The organism is Kitasatospora sp. NPDC088391, from assembly GCF_044753345.1.
Classification (GTDB): Bacteria; Actinomycetota; Actinomycetes; order Streptomycetales; family Streptomycetaceae; genus Kitasatospora.
This window is the reverse complement of the sequence record NZ_JBIVNB010000002.1, coordinates 287,254-303,195: the sequence shown is the minus strand read 5'-3', so window position 1 is coordinate 303,195 and position 15,942 is coordinate 287,254. Positions and strand designations below refer to the sequence as shown.

Annotated in this window: 6 protein-coding genes; 2 read left to right on the top strand and 4 right to left on the bottom strand. The window is 73.8% G+C overall.

Features of this window, described 5'->3' with window-relative positions; all coding sequences use genetic code 11:
• Positions 1-57: 57 nt before the first annotated feature.
• Positions 58-246, bottom strand: a complete 189-nt coding sequence (locus ACIQBJ_RS05810) for a hypothetical protein (RefSeq protein WP_400704127.1) — start codon at positions 244-246, stop codon at positions 58-60.
• On the opposite strand from ACIQBJ_RS05810, the gene ACIQBJ_RS05805 reads away from it, so the two are divergent.
• On the top strand, positions 236-7,708 hold the full coding sequence (locus ACIQBJ_RS05805; RefSeq protein ID WP_400704124.1) for a ricin-type beta-trefoil lectin domain protein: 7,473 nt from the start codon (positions 236-238) through the stop codon (positions 7,706-7,708). The genes ACIQBJ_RS05810 and ACIQBJ_RS05805 overlap by 11 nt on opposite strands.
• A gap of 11 nt (positions 7,709-7,719) precedes the next feature.
• Positions 7,720-8,091: a hypothetical protein gene (locus ACIQBJ_RS05800; RefSeq protein WP_400704121.1), complete on the top strand. Its 372-nt coding sequence runs from the start codon at positions 7,720-7,722 to the stop codon at positions 8,089-8,091.
• Positions 8,092-8,161: 70 nt separating this feature from the next.
• Here ACIQBJ_RS05800 and ACIQBJ_RS05795 read toward each other — a convergent pair whose 3' ends face one another.
• From ACIQBJ_RS05795 to ACIQBJ_RS05785, 3 genes are all read right to left on the bottom strand, one after another.
• Positions 8,162-12,238, bottom strand: coding sequence for a molybdopterin-dependent oxidoreductase (locus ACIQBJ_RS05795; RefSeq protein WP_400704118.1), 4,077 nt, complete (start codon positions 12,236-12,238; stop codon positions 8,162-8,164).
• Positions 12,239-12,391: 153 nt separating this feature from the next.
• Positions 12,392-12,802, bottom strand: coding sequence for a hydroxyphenylacetyl-CoA thioesterase PaaI (paaI, locus tag ACIQBJ_RS05790; RefSeq protein WP_400704115.1), 411 nt, complete (start codon positions 12,800-12,802; stop codon positions 12,392-12,394).
• A gap of 98 nt (positions 12,803-12,900) precedes the next feature.
• The gene (locus tag ACIQBJ_RS05785; protein WP_400704112.1) at positions 12,901-15,762 is read right to left on the bottom strand and encodes a BTAD domain-containing putative transcriptional regulator; all 2,862 of its coding nucleotides are present in this window, start codon (positions 15,760-15,762) and stop codon (positions 12,901-12,903) included.
• Between the last annotated feature and the right edge of the window lie 180 nt (positions 15,763-15,942).

The following is a 15,942-nucleotide window of genomic DNA, read 5'->3' as shown; positions in this document are numbered from 1 at the left end:
GACATTGGGGGTACTTCCCGTGCGAATTGGCAAATGGCCCATAGGCCGCCGAAGCAGTCATTCCCCACCCGCCGGCAGAAGGCTGGCCGCCGTCACGGCGGCCGCCCTGCTGGCCTCACTGATCGCCCCGGTCTCGGCGGCGGCCGCGGCCGGGCCGGACTGGTCGCGGAAGTGGTCGCCGCCGAACACCGCGCTGACCACGACCACGTCGGTGGCCGGCAAGGACGTCGCGGCGGTGCCCGTCACGACGCCCGCCCATCCCGTCCCGCCGACCTGGCAGCCGCCCAAGTCCGCGCCGACGCTGCCGCACGGCAAGGCCGACGTCCGTCTCGGCGCCGCGCCCGCCAACCGGCGCAAGGGCGCCGACCAGCAGCCCGCGGCCGGCGAGGAGGCCGCTGCGAGCGGCCTGCCGGTCGGCCTCGCCCCGCTGGAGGACTCGGCCCTGGCCGGGCAGAGCGTCCAGGTCGACCTGGTCGACCCGGCCGCCGCGACCGCCGCCGGCCTGCCCGGCCCGGTGCTGAAGCTGACCGGCCCCGGCGCGGGCGGCGGCCTGCGGGTCGGCCTGGACGCCGCCGCCCTCGGCAAGGTCTACGGCTCCGACCGGGTCTCCCGGATGCGCCTGGTGTCCCTCCCCGCCTGCGCCCTGACGACGCCTCAGGTCCCGGGCTGCCTGGCGCAGACCCCGCTCGACTCCCGCCTCGACGCCGCCACCGGCAGGCTCACCGCCGACGTGGTGCTGCCCGGCGGCGACGGCACGGCCCGGACCCAACTCCAGGGCGTGGGCGCGGCGCAGGCCCAGCAGAGCGCCGTGGTCGCCGCCGTCTCCGGCGCGTCCAGCGGCGCGGGCTCCTACGCGGCCACCCCGCTGAACTCCTCGCAGGCGTGGTCGGCCGGCTCCTCCTCCGGGGCGTTCGACTACTCCTACCCCATCCAGGGCCCGCCCTCGCTGGCCGGTGCCGCGCCCTCGGTGGCGCTCGGCTACGACTCGGCCTCGGTGGACGGGAAGACCTCGTCGACCAACGCGCAGGCGTCCTGGGTCGGCGACGGCTGGGACTACAACGCGGGCTTCGTCGAGCGGTCCTACCAGTCCTGCACCAAGCACGGCATCGCCAACTCCGGTGACGAGTGCTGGGCGGGCGCGAACCTGGTGATGTCGCTGGCCGGCCACTCCGGCGAGCTGGTCCGCGACGACGCGTCCTGCCAGGGCGGCGCGGCCGCGACCATGGAGCAGTCGGCCTGCACCTGGCGGCTGAGGAACGACGACGGCAGCCGCGTCCAGTTCCTCACCGGTGCCACCAACGGCACCTGGAACGGCTCGTACATCAAGGTCACCGACACCTCGGGCACGGTCTACTACTTCGGCCTGAACCACCTGCCCGACGCGTCCGGCAACCCGTCGACCAAGGGCCCGGACTCGGGTTCGGCGTGGACGGTGCCGGTGTACTCGCCCAACGCGGGCGACCCGTGCTACGACTCCGCCAAGGGCAAGGCGTCGTGGTGCCAGACGGGTTGGCGCTGGAACCTCGACTACGTCGTGGACGCGCACGGCAACCTGGTCACCTACACCTACACCCCCGAGACCAACAACTACTCCCGCGGCGGGGCGCAGAACAACGGCTCCGGCACGCTGACCCCGTACAACCGCTCCGGCGTGCTGCACGTGATCGGCTACGGGCAGCTGCTCTCCGACCAGATCGCCGCGAACGGCGCGTACAAGCCCGCCGCGCAGATCGTCTTCGACTCCGGCGAGCGCTGCGTCACCTCCCCCACGGCCTGCGACCCGGCGAACCGGACCTCCGCGCACGCGGGCGACTGGCCGGACGTGCCGATCGACCAGCAGTGCGCCTCGACGGGCGCCTGCACCGTCTACGGGCCGACGTTCTGGTCCACCAAGTGGCTCAACTCGATCACCACGCAGGTCCGTTACAACGGCGCCTACCAGGACGTGGACTCCTACGCGCTGTCGCACCGCTTCGTGAACGTGCAGAACGCGACCGAGAACACCCAGGTGCCGTGGCTGGCGAGCGTGCAGCGCACCGGCAAGGACACCCAGGCGTCGTCCACCCCGGTGACGCTGCCGCCGGTGTCGTTCACCGAGATGCTGCTGCCCAACCGGGTCGACGGGACGAACCTGGTGCCGTCGCGTCCGGCGTACAACCGGCCGCGCATCCAGCTGATCACCACCGAGACCGGCTCCACGGTCGGCGTCGACTACTACCCGGCCGACTGCTCGCGGGTCAACAACTCGATGCCGGGCTCGGCCGACACCGACACCCGGTCCTGCTACAACGTCAAGTGGCACGTCCCGAACGAGGTTCAGGGCGCGGACCCGGTCGACGACTGGTTCCAGCGCTACCCCGTCAAGAGCGTGACGGTGACGCCGGGCACGCCCAACGCCGCGCCGATGACGACCGCGTACAGCTACGGCAACGCGGCGTGGCACCGCAACGACTCCGAACTGACCGACGCCAAGGACCGCACCTGGGACAACTTCCGCGGCTACGCGAGCGTCACCACCGTCTCCGGCAACGGCAACGACGGCCCGAAGGGCCAGACGTCGGCGACCTACCACCAGGGCATGAACGGCGACCGCAAGGCCGACGGGTCGACCCGCGCCGTCAGCGTGACCGGCCCGATGGGCGGGTCCGCCACGGACGACGACTGGCTGTCCGGGATGCCGTTCGAGCAGGACACCCACACCCAGGCCGGCGGTCCGATCGTCTCCTGGTCCGGCAACACCGGCGGCGGCAGCACCGTCACCGCCACCCACCACCGCACCGGCCTGCCCGACCTGACGGCCCGCTACGGCGGCACGGTCAACACCTCGACCGCCAAGTCCCTGAAGGCGGACGGCTCCTGGGCCACCGGCACCAAGACCACCACGACCGACGCCGCGCACGACAACCGGGTCCTCACCGTCCTGGACAGCGCCGACGGCAGCCCCGACGTGTGCCGCCGGACCGTGTACGCGACCTCGCCGAACCCCGCGGTCACCGGCCTGGTCTCCGAACTCCTCACCGTCACCGGCCCGAACGCGTGCACGGCCACCCCGACCGCGCAGAACACCTCCTCGTGGAGCCGGGTCAAGTACGACGGCCAGCCGCAGGGCCAGGCCGGCGCCAAGGCCGAGGCGACCACCAAGGAGAGCCTCGACCGGTTCGACGGCACCACGCCGGTCTTCAGTGTGGACAGCGTCCTCACGTACGACGTCTACGGGCGCGGGACCAGCACTACCGCGCCGCTGCTGGTGGACGCCGCGCACCCGAACGGCTCGACCGTCACCACCGCCTACACGGCCCAGCAGCCGGGTGAGCTGGCCGGCACGATCACGGTCACCAGCCCCGCCCCGGCCGGCGCCCCCGACCAGGCGACCGGGCGGACCAGCGTCACCACGCTGGACACCGCGCGCTCGCTGACCCGCACCAGCACCGACGCCAACGGCCGGGTCACCACGGTCGGTTACGACGCCCTGGGACGGACCGTCGCGGCCTGGATGCCGGGCCGCAGCACCTCGCTGACGCCCAACGTCGCGCACGCGTACAGCGTCCCGGGCATCGTCAACGGCAAGGTCGTCCCGCCGACCACCACCACGACCAACCTGATCGGCACCGGGCCCACCGGCACCTACAGCACCTCCAAGCTGGTGCAGATCATGGACGGCACCGGCCGGACCGTCCAGACCCAGACCACGCCCGCGCTGTCCGCCTACTCCGGGCGGATCGTCACCGAGGCCGTGTTCGACTCGCAGGGCCGCAGCATCCGCACCAACGGCCCCTGGTACAACGGCGCTTCCGGACCGGGCACCATCCTGTACGAGGCGAACACCACCCAGGAGGTCCCGAACCAGACCCACACCGTCTACGACGGCATGGGCCGCCCGGTCACCGGCGAGTCGGTGGCCTACGGCGTCGTCCAGAACACCACGACCACGGCCCACCCCGGCGTGGACCGCACCGACACCACCCCGCCCGCGGGCGGGACGCCGACCACCACGGTCACCGACGCGCGCGGCCGCACCGTCCAGCTGTGGCAGTACCGCACGCCCACGGCGACCGGGAACCCGGCCGACGCGGACGTCACCACGTACGCCTTCGACCAGTTGGGCCACCCGTCGACCCGCAAGGACGCCGCCGGGAACACCTGGTCGTACGGCTACGACGTGCGGGGCCGGCAGACCTCGGTGACCGACCCGGACACCGGCACCAGCACCACCGCGTACGACGCGGCGGGCCGGGTCGCGTCCACCACGGACGCCCGCGGGCGCTCCGTCCTCAACGCCTACGACCTGCTGGGCCGCCCCACCGCGACCTTCGACGGCCTGTCGGCGGACCCGGCCAAGCAGTTGACCGCGCACACCTACGACACGCTGCTGAAGGGGCAGCCGACCTCGTCGACCCGGTACGTGGGCGGCACGTCCGGCAAGACCTACGCCTCCACCGTCGGCAGCTACGACACGGCGTACCACCCGACCAAGGTCACCACCACGATCCCCGGTGCGGAGGTCGGTGCCGCCACGCCGTTCAGCTACACCTACCAGGCGGTCTACGACCAGGTCACCGGCCTGCTGCTGCGCGACAACCGGCCGGCGATCGGCGGGCTGTCCTCGGAGCGGATCGACTACAGCTACGACGCGTACGGGCTGCTGATCGGCTTCGGCGCGTTCGGCGGGTCGACCTACGACCTGTCCAACGACTACGACGCCTACGGCCGTCCGATCCGCACCACGGTCAACCCGTGGGGCACCCAGATCGTCGTCACCAACACCTACGACGAGTCGACGGGGCGTCAGCTCTCCCAGTTCGTCGACAAGCAGACCGCCGCCACCGGCGCGGTCCAGCAGACCACCTACGCCTACGACGCGGTCGGGCGGATCACCGGCATCCGCAGCATCCCGGACAACACCCCGTCGGCGACCGACCTGCAGTGCTTCTCCTACGACTACCTGAACCGCCTCACCACCGCCTGGACGGACAAGGGCGCGCTCAACCTCGCCCCCAACCCGGCCGTCGGCGGACGCGGTTCCTGCGCCAACTCCAGCCCCACCAGCGGCGCGGTCGCCCCGGCGAAGAACACCGTCGGCGGCAGCGCCCCCTACTGGCAGGACTACACCTACGACCTGACCGGCAACCGCAAGAGCCTCACCCAGCACGACCCGTCCGGCGACACCGCCAAGGACACCGTCACCACCCAGGTCTTCCCGGCGGCCGGCACCGTCAACAACGGCAACGGCCAGGGCGGCCCGCACGCACTGACCTCGGCGACGGCCGTCACGGGCGCGAGCAGCGTGCAGACCGCCACCGGCTACGACGCCGTGGGCAACACCACCTCGCAGTCGACCTACAGCAGCGGCACCACCACCTTCGAGTGGAACACCGAGGGCCGGCTCGACCGCGACGCGCCCGCCGTGCAGATCCAGGGCATCGGCGGCAACTGCCTCTACCTGCAGGGGAGTTCCGGCAACGACGGCACCCCGGCGGAGATCTCCGCGTGCAGCCCCAGCGGTGCGCAGAAGTTCTCCACCACCGGCAACCTGCTGAAGGCGCTGGACAAGTGCCTCACCGCTACCGGCAGCACTCCCGGCTCGGCGGTCAAGCTCCAGTCCTGCGACGGCAGTTCGGCGCAGAAGTGGACCGCGCAGCCGAACGGCACGATCACCAACGGCGCGAGCGGCCTGTGCCTCGCCGTCCCCGGTGACGTCACCACCTCCGGCACCGACACCGTGGTCGCCACCTGCGGCACCACCACGATCCCGGCCGGCCAGAAGTGGACCGTCCCCGACAACGCCACCGGCTACGTCTACGACGGCGAGGGCGCCCAGCTCGTCCGGCACAACCCCGGGAAGACCAGCGTCTTCCTCGGGCCCGACGAACTCACCTACGACACGGTCACCAAGGCCACCACCGCCACCCGCACCTACCGGATGCCGGGCGGCCTGAGCCTGGTCCGCCAGGGCAGCACCAACACCTGGCAGGTCAGCGACCAGCACGGCACCGCGGGCCTCTCGTTCGACGGCACCACGCTCGCCGAGACCCGCCGCCCCACCGACCCGTTCGGCAACCCGCGCGGCGTCCAACCCGCCACCTGGGCCGGCTCGCACGGCTTCGTGGACGGCACCAAGGACGAGGCCACCGGCCTCACCAACCTCGGCGCCCGCCAGTACGACCCGCGCACCGGACGCTTCGTCAACCCCGACCCGCTGCTCAACCTGATCGACCCGCAGCAGTGGAACGGCTACGCGTACAGCGGCAACGACCCGGTCAACTCCAGCGACCCCAGCGGGTTGATGAACGACACGATGGAGAAGCCCTGCGACTCCGCGTGCGTCGAGCAGAACAACGCGACCATCAAGAAGGCCAACGACGAGACGGCCGAGTACTTCGCCCCGAAGAACTACCTGAAGCGCTCGGCCCTGGGCCACAAGCTGCCGGACGCCACCTACAAGATCATCACGGGTCCGAGCTACCGCTACCAGGGCTCGCAGGACTTCACCATCGGTGAGGCCCTGAAGTGGGCGGCCACCGACTCGACCGGTTGGTACACCGTCTGCATGCTGATGGGGCACTCCCCGGACGAGTGCAACACCGACCCGTTCAACGGCGAGACCGACATCGGCAAGGTCGACGTGGGCCCGGTCATCGGCGTCACCCTGATGGTGGCGGGCGCCGCGGTCATGGCCATCCCCTGCCAGGAGGGCTGGCTCGCCTGCTTCGAGGCGGTCGCCGGCGCCGAACTGGCCTTCGTCTCGGGCGGCAGCGCGATCGTCGCCACCGCCAGCGCGGCGGAGCTGCAGGGCATCCGGATGCTCGTCGGCGACTCCTTCGAGGTGAACGCCGCCAAGGCGGCCGAGGAGGAGGGCGCCGCCGCCGCGGCCAAGGCCCTGGGCCTGCCGTCCTGCCCGACGGGGCACAGCTTCGCCCCCGACACCCCGGTGGTGATGGCGGACGGCACGACCAGGCCGATCAAGGACGTCCAGGTCGGCGACCGGGTCCTGACCGGTGACCCGGACAGCGGCGCGCGCAGCACCTCCGAAACGGTCACCGCGACCCACGTCAATCACGACAAGGACCTGGTCGACGTCACCGTCGCGGACACCGCCGGCGCGCCGAGCACCGTCCGCACCACCGCGGGCCACCCCTTCTGGGACGGCACCGACAAGCAGTGGATCCCGGCCGGCCAGCTCGTGCCGGGCCACGTGCTCGCCACCGACGACAACCGGCAGTCCCGGATCGTCGCGGTGGTGCCCCGGGCCGGTACGGCCGACATGGACAACCTCACGGTCGCCCGCACCCACACCTTCTACGTGCGGGTCGGCGGCACCACGGTGCTGGTCCACAACGCGCTGCCCTGCCCGCCGAGGATGGCCCTGGGACTCTCCTCCTACGACGAGCCCGGTGGCTGGGTGGGCAACAACAACGGCACCCTGATGGGGTTCGCCGAATCCAACAACGCCCAGTTCTTCGAGCACTGGGGCTCCGACTGGGAAGCGGTGATCCGAGCGGCGATGAAGCCCGACAGCACCACGGAGATCTACTTCAACCTGGAGGGGATCGACAACCCCCGTGCCTGGGCCGCCACCGTCACGGACGTCTCCAAGAGCCCCGGCTCCGACGTCACCGCCTGGGAGTTGGCGCTGATCCGGGACGCTCCCGCCTCCGTCCAGGCGCGGGTCCGCTGGCTCGGTGGTGACGGCAAGAACCCGTTCGAGTAGAAAGGGGCACCATGAACCAGCAAGGGGAGACCCCCGACCCGGAGGACCGGCTGCCGCTGCACTTCGACCACCCGTTCCAGGTCTGGTCGTACAGCAAGTCGCACCAGAAGCTCGTCCTCCGGGGCAAGCCCGGTCCGGCCTACGACCGGTTCGTCGACGTGACGTTCCTGTACGTGCTCGGGATGAAGCTGGCCTCCAGCTATCCGGAGCTCTCCGTGCGGATCGCCGACGACCCGGCGGAGATGGCGGAGCTCCTGCAGCCGCCGCCCCGTCCTGATCTCGGGTTCCTGAACCTGGAGGTCTCGGGCGGCGGCCGGAACGGCTTCGTGGTGTGCTCCCGGGTCCTGGTCCGGCACGGGACGGGGTGGCAGACCCCGGCCTGAACGACCGCGTGAGCGAGGGCCCCGTCGGAGATTCCTCCGGCGGGGCCCTTCGCGTGCGTGGTGCGGGGGGTCAGTAGACGTCGCGGACGTAGCGCTTGTCGGCGGCGAGCTGCTTGACGTAGGCGGTGGCGTCGGCGGGGGTGAGGCCGCCGTGGGTGGTGGCGAGGTCGCGGAGGGCCTGGTCGACGTCCTTGGCCATGCGGGAGGCGTCGCCGCAGACGTAGAAGTGGGCGCCGTCCTGGAGCCAGGACCAGAGGTGGTGGCCGTGTTCGCGCATCCGGTCCTGGACGTAGACCTTGGCGCGCTGGTCGCGGGAGAAGGCGGTGTCGAGGCGGGCCAGGGTGCCGTCGGCGAGGTGGGCGGTGAGCTCCTCGCGGTAGTAGAAGTCGGTGGCGGCGTGCTGCTCGCCGAAGAACAGCCAGTTGGGGGCGCGGTGGCCGCGGGCCCGGCGGTCCTCCAGGAAGCCGAGGAACGGGGCGACGCCGGTGCCGGGACCGACCATGATCATGGGGGTGGCGGGGTCGGCGGGGGGCCGGAAGTGCGGGGAGCGCTGGAGGTGGACCGGGATCTCGGCGCCGGTCCCGGCGTCCGCGAGGTGGGTGGAGCAGACGCCGCCGCGCGGCCGGCCCTTGAGGTTGTCCCAGCGGACCACCGAGACGGTGAGCGAGACCAGGTGCGGGTCGGTGAGCGGGCTGGAGCAGATCGAGTACTGGCGGGGCTGGAGTCGGCCGAACACCTCGGCCCACTCCTGGGGTTCGGCCCAGACTCCGTACTCGGCGGCGACGTCGACGGCGCCGCGGCCCCAGGTCCAGCGGGCCAGCGTGTCGGTGTTGTCGGCGCGCAGCAGGGCGCGCAGTTCGCGGTCGTCGCGGGTGCGTTCGGCGGTGAAGCGGAGCAGTGCGGGGCCGACCCGGGTGATGTCGAGGTGCCGGGCGAGGGCTTCGCCGAACGGGACCTCGCCGTGGCCGGGGAGGGTGACGGGGGTGTCGGCGGGGGCGCCGGTCAGGGCGAGCCATTCGTCCACCAGCGCCGGGGAGTTGACGGGGTGGACGGCGAGGGCGTCGCCGGTGGCGTAGTCGAGCGGGAGGTCCATCTCCCGGGTGTCGAAGGTGAAGCGGCGGACCTCCTTGGCGGAGCCGGGCGCGGAGAGCAGGCGGTTGCCGACCAGGCGGGCGGGGGCGGCGGTGCGGCGGGCGGCCGCGGCCGCCGGGGCGGCCGCAGGGGCGGGCGGGGGCGCGGCGGGCCCGGGGGCCTGCCGGAGGGCGTCGAGGACGCGGTCGAGCCAGCCGTTGGCGGTGGACTCGTAGTCGGGTTCGCAGTCGGCGCGGTCGGCGAGGCGGTGGGCGCCGAGTTCGGCGAGCCGGGTGTCGAGGCGGCGGCCGTGGCCGCAGAAGTCCTGGTAGTGGGAGTCGCCGAAGGCGAGGACGGCGTAGCGGCGGCCGTCGAGGCGGGCGGGGTGTTCGGCGCTGAGGGCGTCCCAGAAGCCGGCGCCGTTGTCGGGGGCGTCGCCGTCGCCGTAGGTGGAGGTGATGAGCAGCAGGTCGGCGTCGCCGGGGAGGGTGGCGGGGTCGGTGTCGGCCATCGCGTGCAGGGCGGCGGGGTGGCCGCCCGCGGTGAGGCGGGCGACGGCGGTGGCGGCGAACTCCTCGGCGGTGCCGGTCTGCGAGGCCCACAGCACGATGAGCTGACGAGTCGTCACCAGCTGTGCGGTGGCGGCGGGTTGGCTACTGCGGGAGTAGAGGCCGGCCAGGGCGCCGTTGACCCACTGGGCGTGTCCCGGGTCGAACGGGGCGTCGGCGGGGAGCACCGGCACGCCGGGCAGGCCGGTCGGGAGGGCGGCCAGGAAGCCTGCCAGGTACCGGCGTTCGGCCTCGACCAGGACGGGGGGCGGGGCGGTGTCGAGGCCGAAGAAGGCGGCCCGCGAGGCAGTGGCGCCCTCCGGGGCGGTGCTCTCCGGAGCGGCCGCGGCGGGGGTCGGGACCTTGGTCAACGCGACGGCGCAGTACTTGAGTTCGGGTTGGAAGGAGAGCGGGTCGACGGCGTCGGAGGTGACGGCGTTGACGGACAGGTACTCGCCGAACAGGTCGTTCCAGTGGAACGGGGCGAAGCAACTGCCGGACCGGACCCGGTCGGTGACCTTGGCGGGCAGGACGGCCCGGCCGCGCCGGGAGGACACCTCGACGGCGTCGCCCTCGGCGAGGCCGAGCGCGGCGGCGTCCTCGGGGTGGATCTCGACGAACGGCGACGGGTTCAGCTTGGCGAGCTTGGCGACCTTGGCGGTCTTGGTGAGGGTGTGCCACTGGTGCGGCAGGCGGCCGGTGTTGAGGACGAACGGGTAGTCGTCGTCGGGGAGTTCGGCGGGGTCGAGGTGCGGGCGGGGGTGGAACACGGCCCGGCCGCCGGGGGTGGGGAAGTGCAGGGTGCCGTCCGGCCGGAGGTAGCGGATCGGGTTGCGGTCGGGGCCGTCCGGGTCGGCGGCGGGCCACTGGACGGGGGTGTCGCGCAGCCGGGGGTAGGAGGCGCCGCGCAGGTCCCAGCCGGTGACGGGGTTGTACGCCTGCTTGAGCTCCTCGAAGACCTGCTCGGCGTCGGTGTACGCGAAGCCCTCCGAGTAGCCCATGGCGCGGGCGACCTCGGCGATGATCCGCCAGTCGGGCAGGGCCTCGCCGGGGGCGTCGGCGGCGGGCCGGGCCAGGGTGAGGTTGCGCTCGCTGTTGATCAGGACGCCCTCGGTCTCGGTCCACAGCGCGGCGGGGAGCACGACGTCGGCGTAGGCGTTGGTCTCGGTGTCGGCGAACACGTCCTGGGTGATGACGAGTTCGGCGCGTTCCAGGCCCTCGATGACGGTGCGCCGGTTGCCGACCGAGGCGACCGGGTTGGTGCAGATGATCCAGCAGGCCCGGATCTCGCCGTCGGCCATCTTCCGGAACATCTCGACGGTGCCCCGGCCGACGCCGTCGGCGCGCAGCGTGCCGGGCGGGAGCTTCCACAGGCGTTCGGTGAACTCCCGGTCGGCGTCGACGAGGACGGAGCGCTGACCGGGCAGGCCGGGGCCCATGTAGCCCATCTCGCGGCCGCCCATCGCGTTGGGCTGGCCGGTGAGCGAGAACGGGCCGCTGCCGGGGCGGCAGATGGTGCCGGTGGCGAGGTGCAAGTTGACCAGGGCGTTGGTGTTCCAGGTGCCGTGCGTGGACTGGTTCAGGCCCATTGTCCAGAGGCTGGTGAACTCCCCCGCCCCGCCGATGAGTTCGGCGGCCCGCCGGATGTCGTCCGCGGGCAGGCCGGTGATCTCGGCGACCTTGTCCGGCGGGTAGTCGGCGAGGAGGTCGGGCATCGCCTCCCAGCCCTCGGTGTGCCGGGCGATGAACTCCGGGTCGGTGTGCCCGTTCGCGTGCAGCAGGTGCAGCAGGCCGTTCAGCAGCGCCAGGTCGGTGCCGGGCTTCAGCTGGAGGAACAGGTCGGCCTTGGCGGCGGTGGCGGTGCGGCGCGGGTCGACCACGATCAGCTTGGCCCCGGCCTTGACCCGGTCCATCATCCGCAGGAACAGGATCGGGTGGCAGTCGGCGGCGTTGGAGCCGATCACCAGGAACACGTCGGCGAGGTCGAGGTCCCGGTAGGAGCCGGGCGGGCCGTCGGCGCCGAGCGACAGCTTGTAGCCGGTGCCCGCGCTGGCCATGCACAGGCGGGAGTTGGACTCGATCTGGTTGGTCCGCAGGTAGCCCTTGGTGAGCTTGTTGGCCAGGTACTGGGCCTCCAGGCTCATCTGCCCGGAGACGTACAGCGCGACGGCGTCCGGCCCGTGCTCGTCGACGATCGCGCGCAGTCGGCGGCCGGTGGCGGCGATCGCCTCGGCGACCGGCGTCGGCACCGGGTCCTCGCCGCGCGCGGTGCGCACCAGGGCGGTGTCCAGCCGCCCGGGGGCGGCCAGCATGTCGGCGGTGGTGGCGCCCTTGGTGCAGAGCCGGCCGCCGTTGGCGGGGTGCGCGGGGTCGCCGGAGACCCGCCGCACGGTGCGGCGGCCGTCCGGGCCGGTCCCGATGTCCAGGAGCAGGCCGCAGCCCACCCCGCAGTACGAGCAGACCGACCTGACCTGTTCGGCCCCCGGCCGCTGCGGCGTCGCCGCGTCCTGCGCCAGCTGTCCGGCCACGGGAACCCTTCCGTTCGACCTGCGCCTTGCCTGCTGGTGACTGTAGGAAGGGGGCGTTTCGCGGCTGTCTCGCGGCGGGGCCGTCGGCGGTTACGCCGACCGCACAGCGCGGCGGGGCCGCCCGTGAGGCGTCGGCGCCCCGCCCCGGCGGGCTCAGCCGGAGTGCGGCACGCCCGCGACCTGCACGCTCTGCCCGCGGAACTCGGCGACCACCGCGCCCGCGGCCGTCCGGACGGTGACGTCGTAGACGCCCTGCCGACCCGCCCGGGTGCGCTCGGCGGCCTCGGCGACCAGCTCGTCGCCGATCTGCGCGGGCGCGAGGAAGGTGATCTGCGCGCCCTGGGCCAGCGCCACCGGCCCGTAGCTGTTGCAGGCGTAGGAGAACGCGGCGTCGGCGAGCAGGAACACGTACCCGCCGTGGCCGATGCCGTGCGCGTTGGCCATCTCCTCGGTGACCTTCATCCGGGCGACGGCGCGCCCGGACACCACCTCGTCGAGCGTGATCCCGGCCTGCCGACAGGCCCGGTCGCGTTCGAACAGTGCGTCGATCCTGCTGTTTCCCATGGCTGTTCCCCCCTGAGCTGCCCCTTTCCGAGGCGTCAGCATTAGATCGACGCCGCGCGCCCGCTGTCAATGACGTGGCGGACGTGGACCGCCGTTGTTCACCGGCCTTCCAGTTCCTCGGCCCGGCGGCGGTGCGCGGCGGCCTCCGCGGACCGGCCGGCGGCGTCCTCGGCCCGGGCCAGTGCGCGCAGCACCTCGGCGGTGGCCTCGTCGTGGCCGACCTGCTCGGCCTCGGCGAGCGCGGCGCCCAGCCGGTCGCGGGCCTCGCCGTGCCGCTCCAGGGCGGACAGCGCCTCGCCGCAGGCGGTGTGCAGCAGCACCCGGCGGGCGTTCGGCGCCTCCGCGGTGCTCAGCTCCAGGCCGTGCAGGGCGTGGTCGACGGCCTGCCGGGGGCGGCCGGTGTCCAGGTGGTGCCGGGCCAGGTGGTACAGCGCCAGCCCCACGGTGTGCGGGTGGCCGGCCGCCGAGGCGATCTCCAGCGCCTGGGCCAGGCCCGCGCCCGCCGCCGGGTGGTCGCCCAGCTCGCTCTGGACGGCCGCCAGGTTGATCAGCGCGATCGCCCGGCCCACCTGGTTGCCGGCCCGGGCGGCCAGCTCGGCGGCCGGGCCGAGGCAGGCCAGCGCCTCCGGCAGCCGCCGGTTGGAGACCAGCACCCAGCCGAGCAGCGCCCGGACCTGGCTCTCGCCGTCCTGCTCGCCGCTCTCCAGGGTGGCGTCCAGGGCGAGCTGCAGCTGCGGCACCCAGCCGTCCCGGACCCGGCGCAGAATCAGCGGCCACTGGGTCAGCACCAGCCGCCAGGCCCGTTCCGGGGTGGCCGTCAGGATCACCTCGGCGAGCGTCTCGCGGTGCGCGGACAGCCACTCCAGCGCCTGCTCGACGGTGTCGAACTCCGGGACGGCGCGCGGCGGGTGGCTGCCCGGCGGGGGCTCGCAGCAGGGCCGGCTGCCCGGTTCGGCGCTCCGCGTGGCGGCCAGGCCCGCGTACAGGTACTGGTCGGCCAGCCGGTCGCGGGCGGCGCGCCGGGTGGCGCGGTCGTTCTCGGCGGCGAGCCGGCGGGCGTACAGCCAGACCAGGTCGTGCATGCCGTAGTGCTCGGCGTCCGTGCCGGTGAGCAGGTGGGTGGCCGCCAGGTGCTCCAACGCCTCGGCGGCGTCCGGCAGTTCGAGGTCGGCGAGGGCCGCGGCGGCGTACCCGTCGAGCAGCGGGCCCGGGTGCTGGCCGAGCGCGGTGAACAGCCGGGCGGCGACCGGCGGCAGCTGTTCGCGGGAGATCCGCAGCGCGCTGGCCACGCTGATCTCCTCGGCCGCGAGGTACGCCAGCCGGCGCTGCTCGTGGCGCAGCCGTTCGGCGGTCGCGGCCAGGCCGCGGGCCGGGTCGGCGGCGGCCTTGGCGGCGGCGATCCGCAGCGCCAGCGGCAGGCCGTCGCAGAGTTCGGCGAGTTCGCGGGCGGCGTCCGGCTCGGCGGCGACCCGGGCCGGGCCGAGCACCCGGGCCAGCAGCGCCGTCGACTGCCCCGGGTCCAGCACGGACAGCGCGACGGGGCGGGCGAGTTCGGCGGCGACCAGGCCGAGCATCCGGCTCCGGCTGGTCACCAGGGCGGCGGCCTCGGCACCGGCCGGCAGCAGTGGCCTGACCTGCTCCGACTCGCGGGCGTTGTCGATCAGCACCAGCAGCCGCCGCCCGGTGGTGACCCGGCGGTACAGGGCGCTGCGGGCGGGCACGGTGGCGGGCAGCTCGTCCCGGTCGACGCCCAGTGCGGACAGGAACTCGCCCAGTACGTCGCCGACTTCGCGGTCCGGCCGGTCGCTGAACCCGCCCAGGTCGGCGAAGAGCACGCCGTCGGGCCAGCGGGCGGCGTGCCGGTGCGCCCAGTCCAGGGCCAGCGCGGTCTTGCCGACCCCGGCCGGGCCGGTCACCAGGGCGATCGCGCCGTCCGGGCCGGGGCGCAGGGCGTCGCCGAGCGCGGCCAGCTCGGCCGCCCGCCCGTAGAACCCGCGCGGGGCGCGCGGCAGCAGGTCGACGACGGGCGGGGCGGACGGCGACACGGCGGGCTGCCGCTCGGCGGACGGTCGCTCGGCGGACGGTCGCTCGGCGGACGGTCGCTCGGCGGACGTCGCCGGGGCCGCCGCGGGTGCCGCGTCGGGGACCTCCTCGGGGGCCGCGGCAGGCACGGGCGCGGGCACCGGCGCGGGCAGGGGCTCCGGGGGCGGGGTCGGGGTGCTCTCGCCGCGCAGGATGCGCTCGTAGGCGGCGTTCAGCGCCCGGCCGGGATCGACGCCGAGGCGGTCCGCCAGCGACTCCCGGGTGCGGTGGTACCAGTCCAGCGCCTCGGACTGCCGGCCGGCCCGGAACAGCGCCAGCATCAGCGCGGACACCAGCGACTCCCGGAGCGGGTGCGCGACGGTCTCGGCCCGCAGCAGCTCGGCCGCCCGGGCGGGCTCGCCGAGCCGCGAACGGTGCTCGGCGAGCATCTCCACGGCGGCCAGCCGGTTCTCCTCCAGGGTCTGCCGCCACGCCTCCAGCGGCACGCTGGAGACCGTCCCGGTCAGCGCGGGCCCGCGCCACAGCGCCAGCGCCCGCTCCAGCGCGTCCGCCACCTCGGCGGACCGCTCCGCCGCCCGGGCCGCCGCCACCAGCCGGTCGAACTGCTCGACGTCGAGCACCCCCTCCGGCAGGTGCAGGGTGTACGCGTCCCCGGCCGTGGCGAGCTGCACACCGCACCGGTCGGCGCCCTGCTCGGCGAAGAGCGCGCGCAGGCGCGAGACGTGGCTCTGCACCACGGTACGGGCGTTGGCGGGCGGCTCGGCGACCCAGAGCGCCTCGGTCAGCTGCGCCACGGGCACGGCCCGGTTGCGGCGCAGCAGCAGCAGCGCGAGCAGGCTGCGCCGCTTCTCCGGGCCGAGCGGCAGCTCACCGTCGACCCCGTCGACCGCGACCGCACCGAGCAGACGGAACCTCACCGTGTCTCCCCCACCGTTTTGCCCTGTTCGTTGACGGAGGCTACCTGATCGTTATCCGGTGCATGCCACCAGCCCCGCACGGCGGGACGACAGGACGGCGAGCACCGGGCGCCGGACGCCGAACGGGCCGGGGGCGGAGCAGCCGGGGAGGCGGCGGGCCGGGCGGCGGGCACGGGCCCC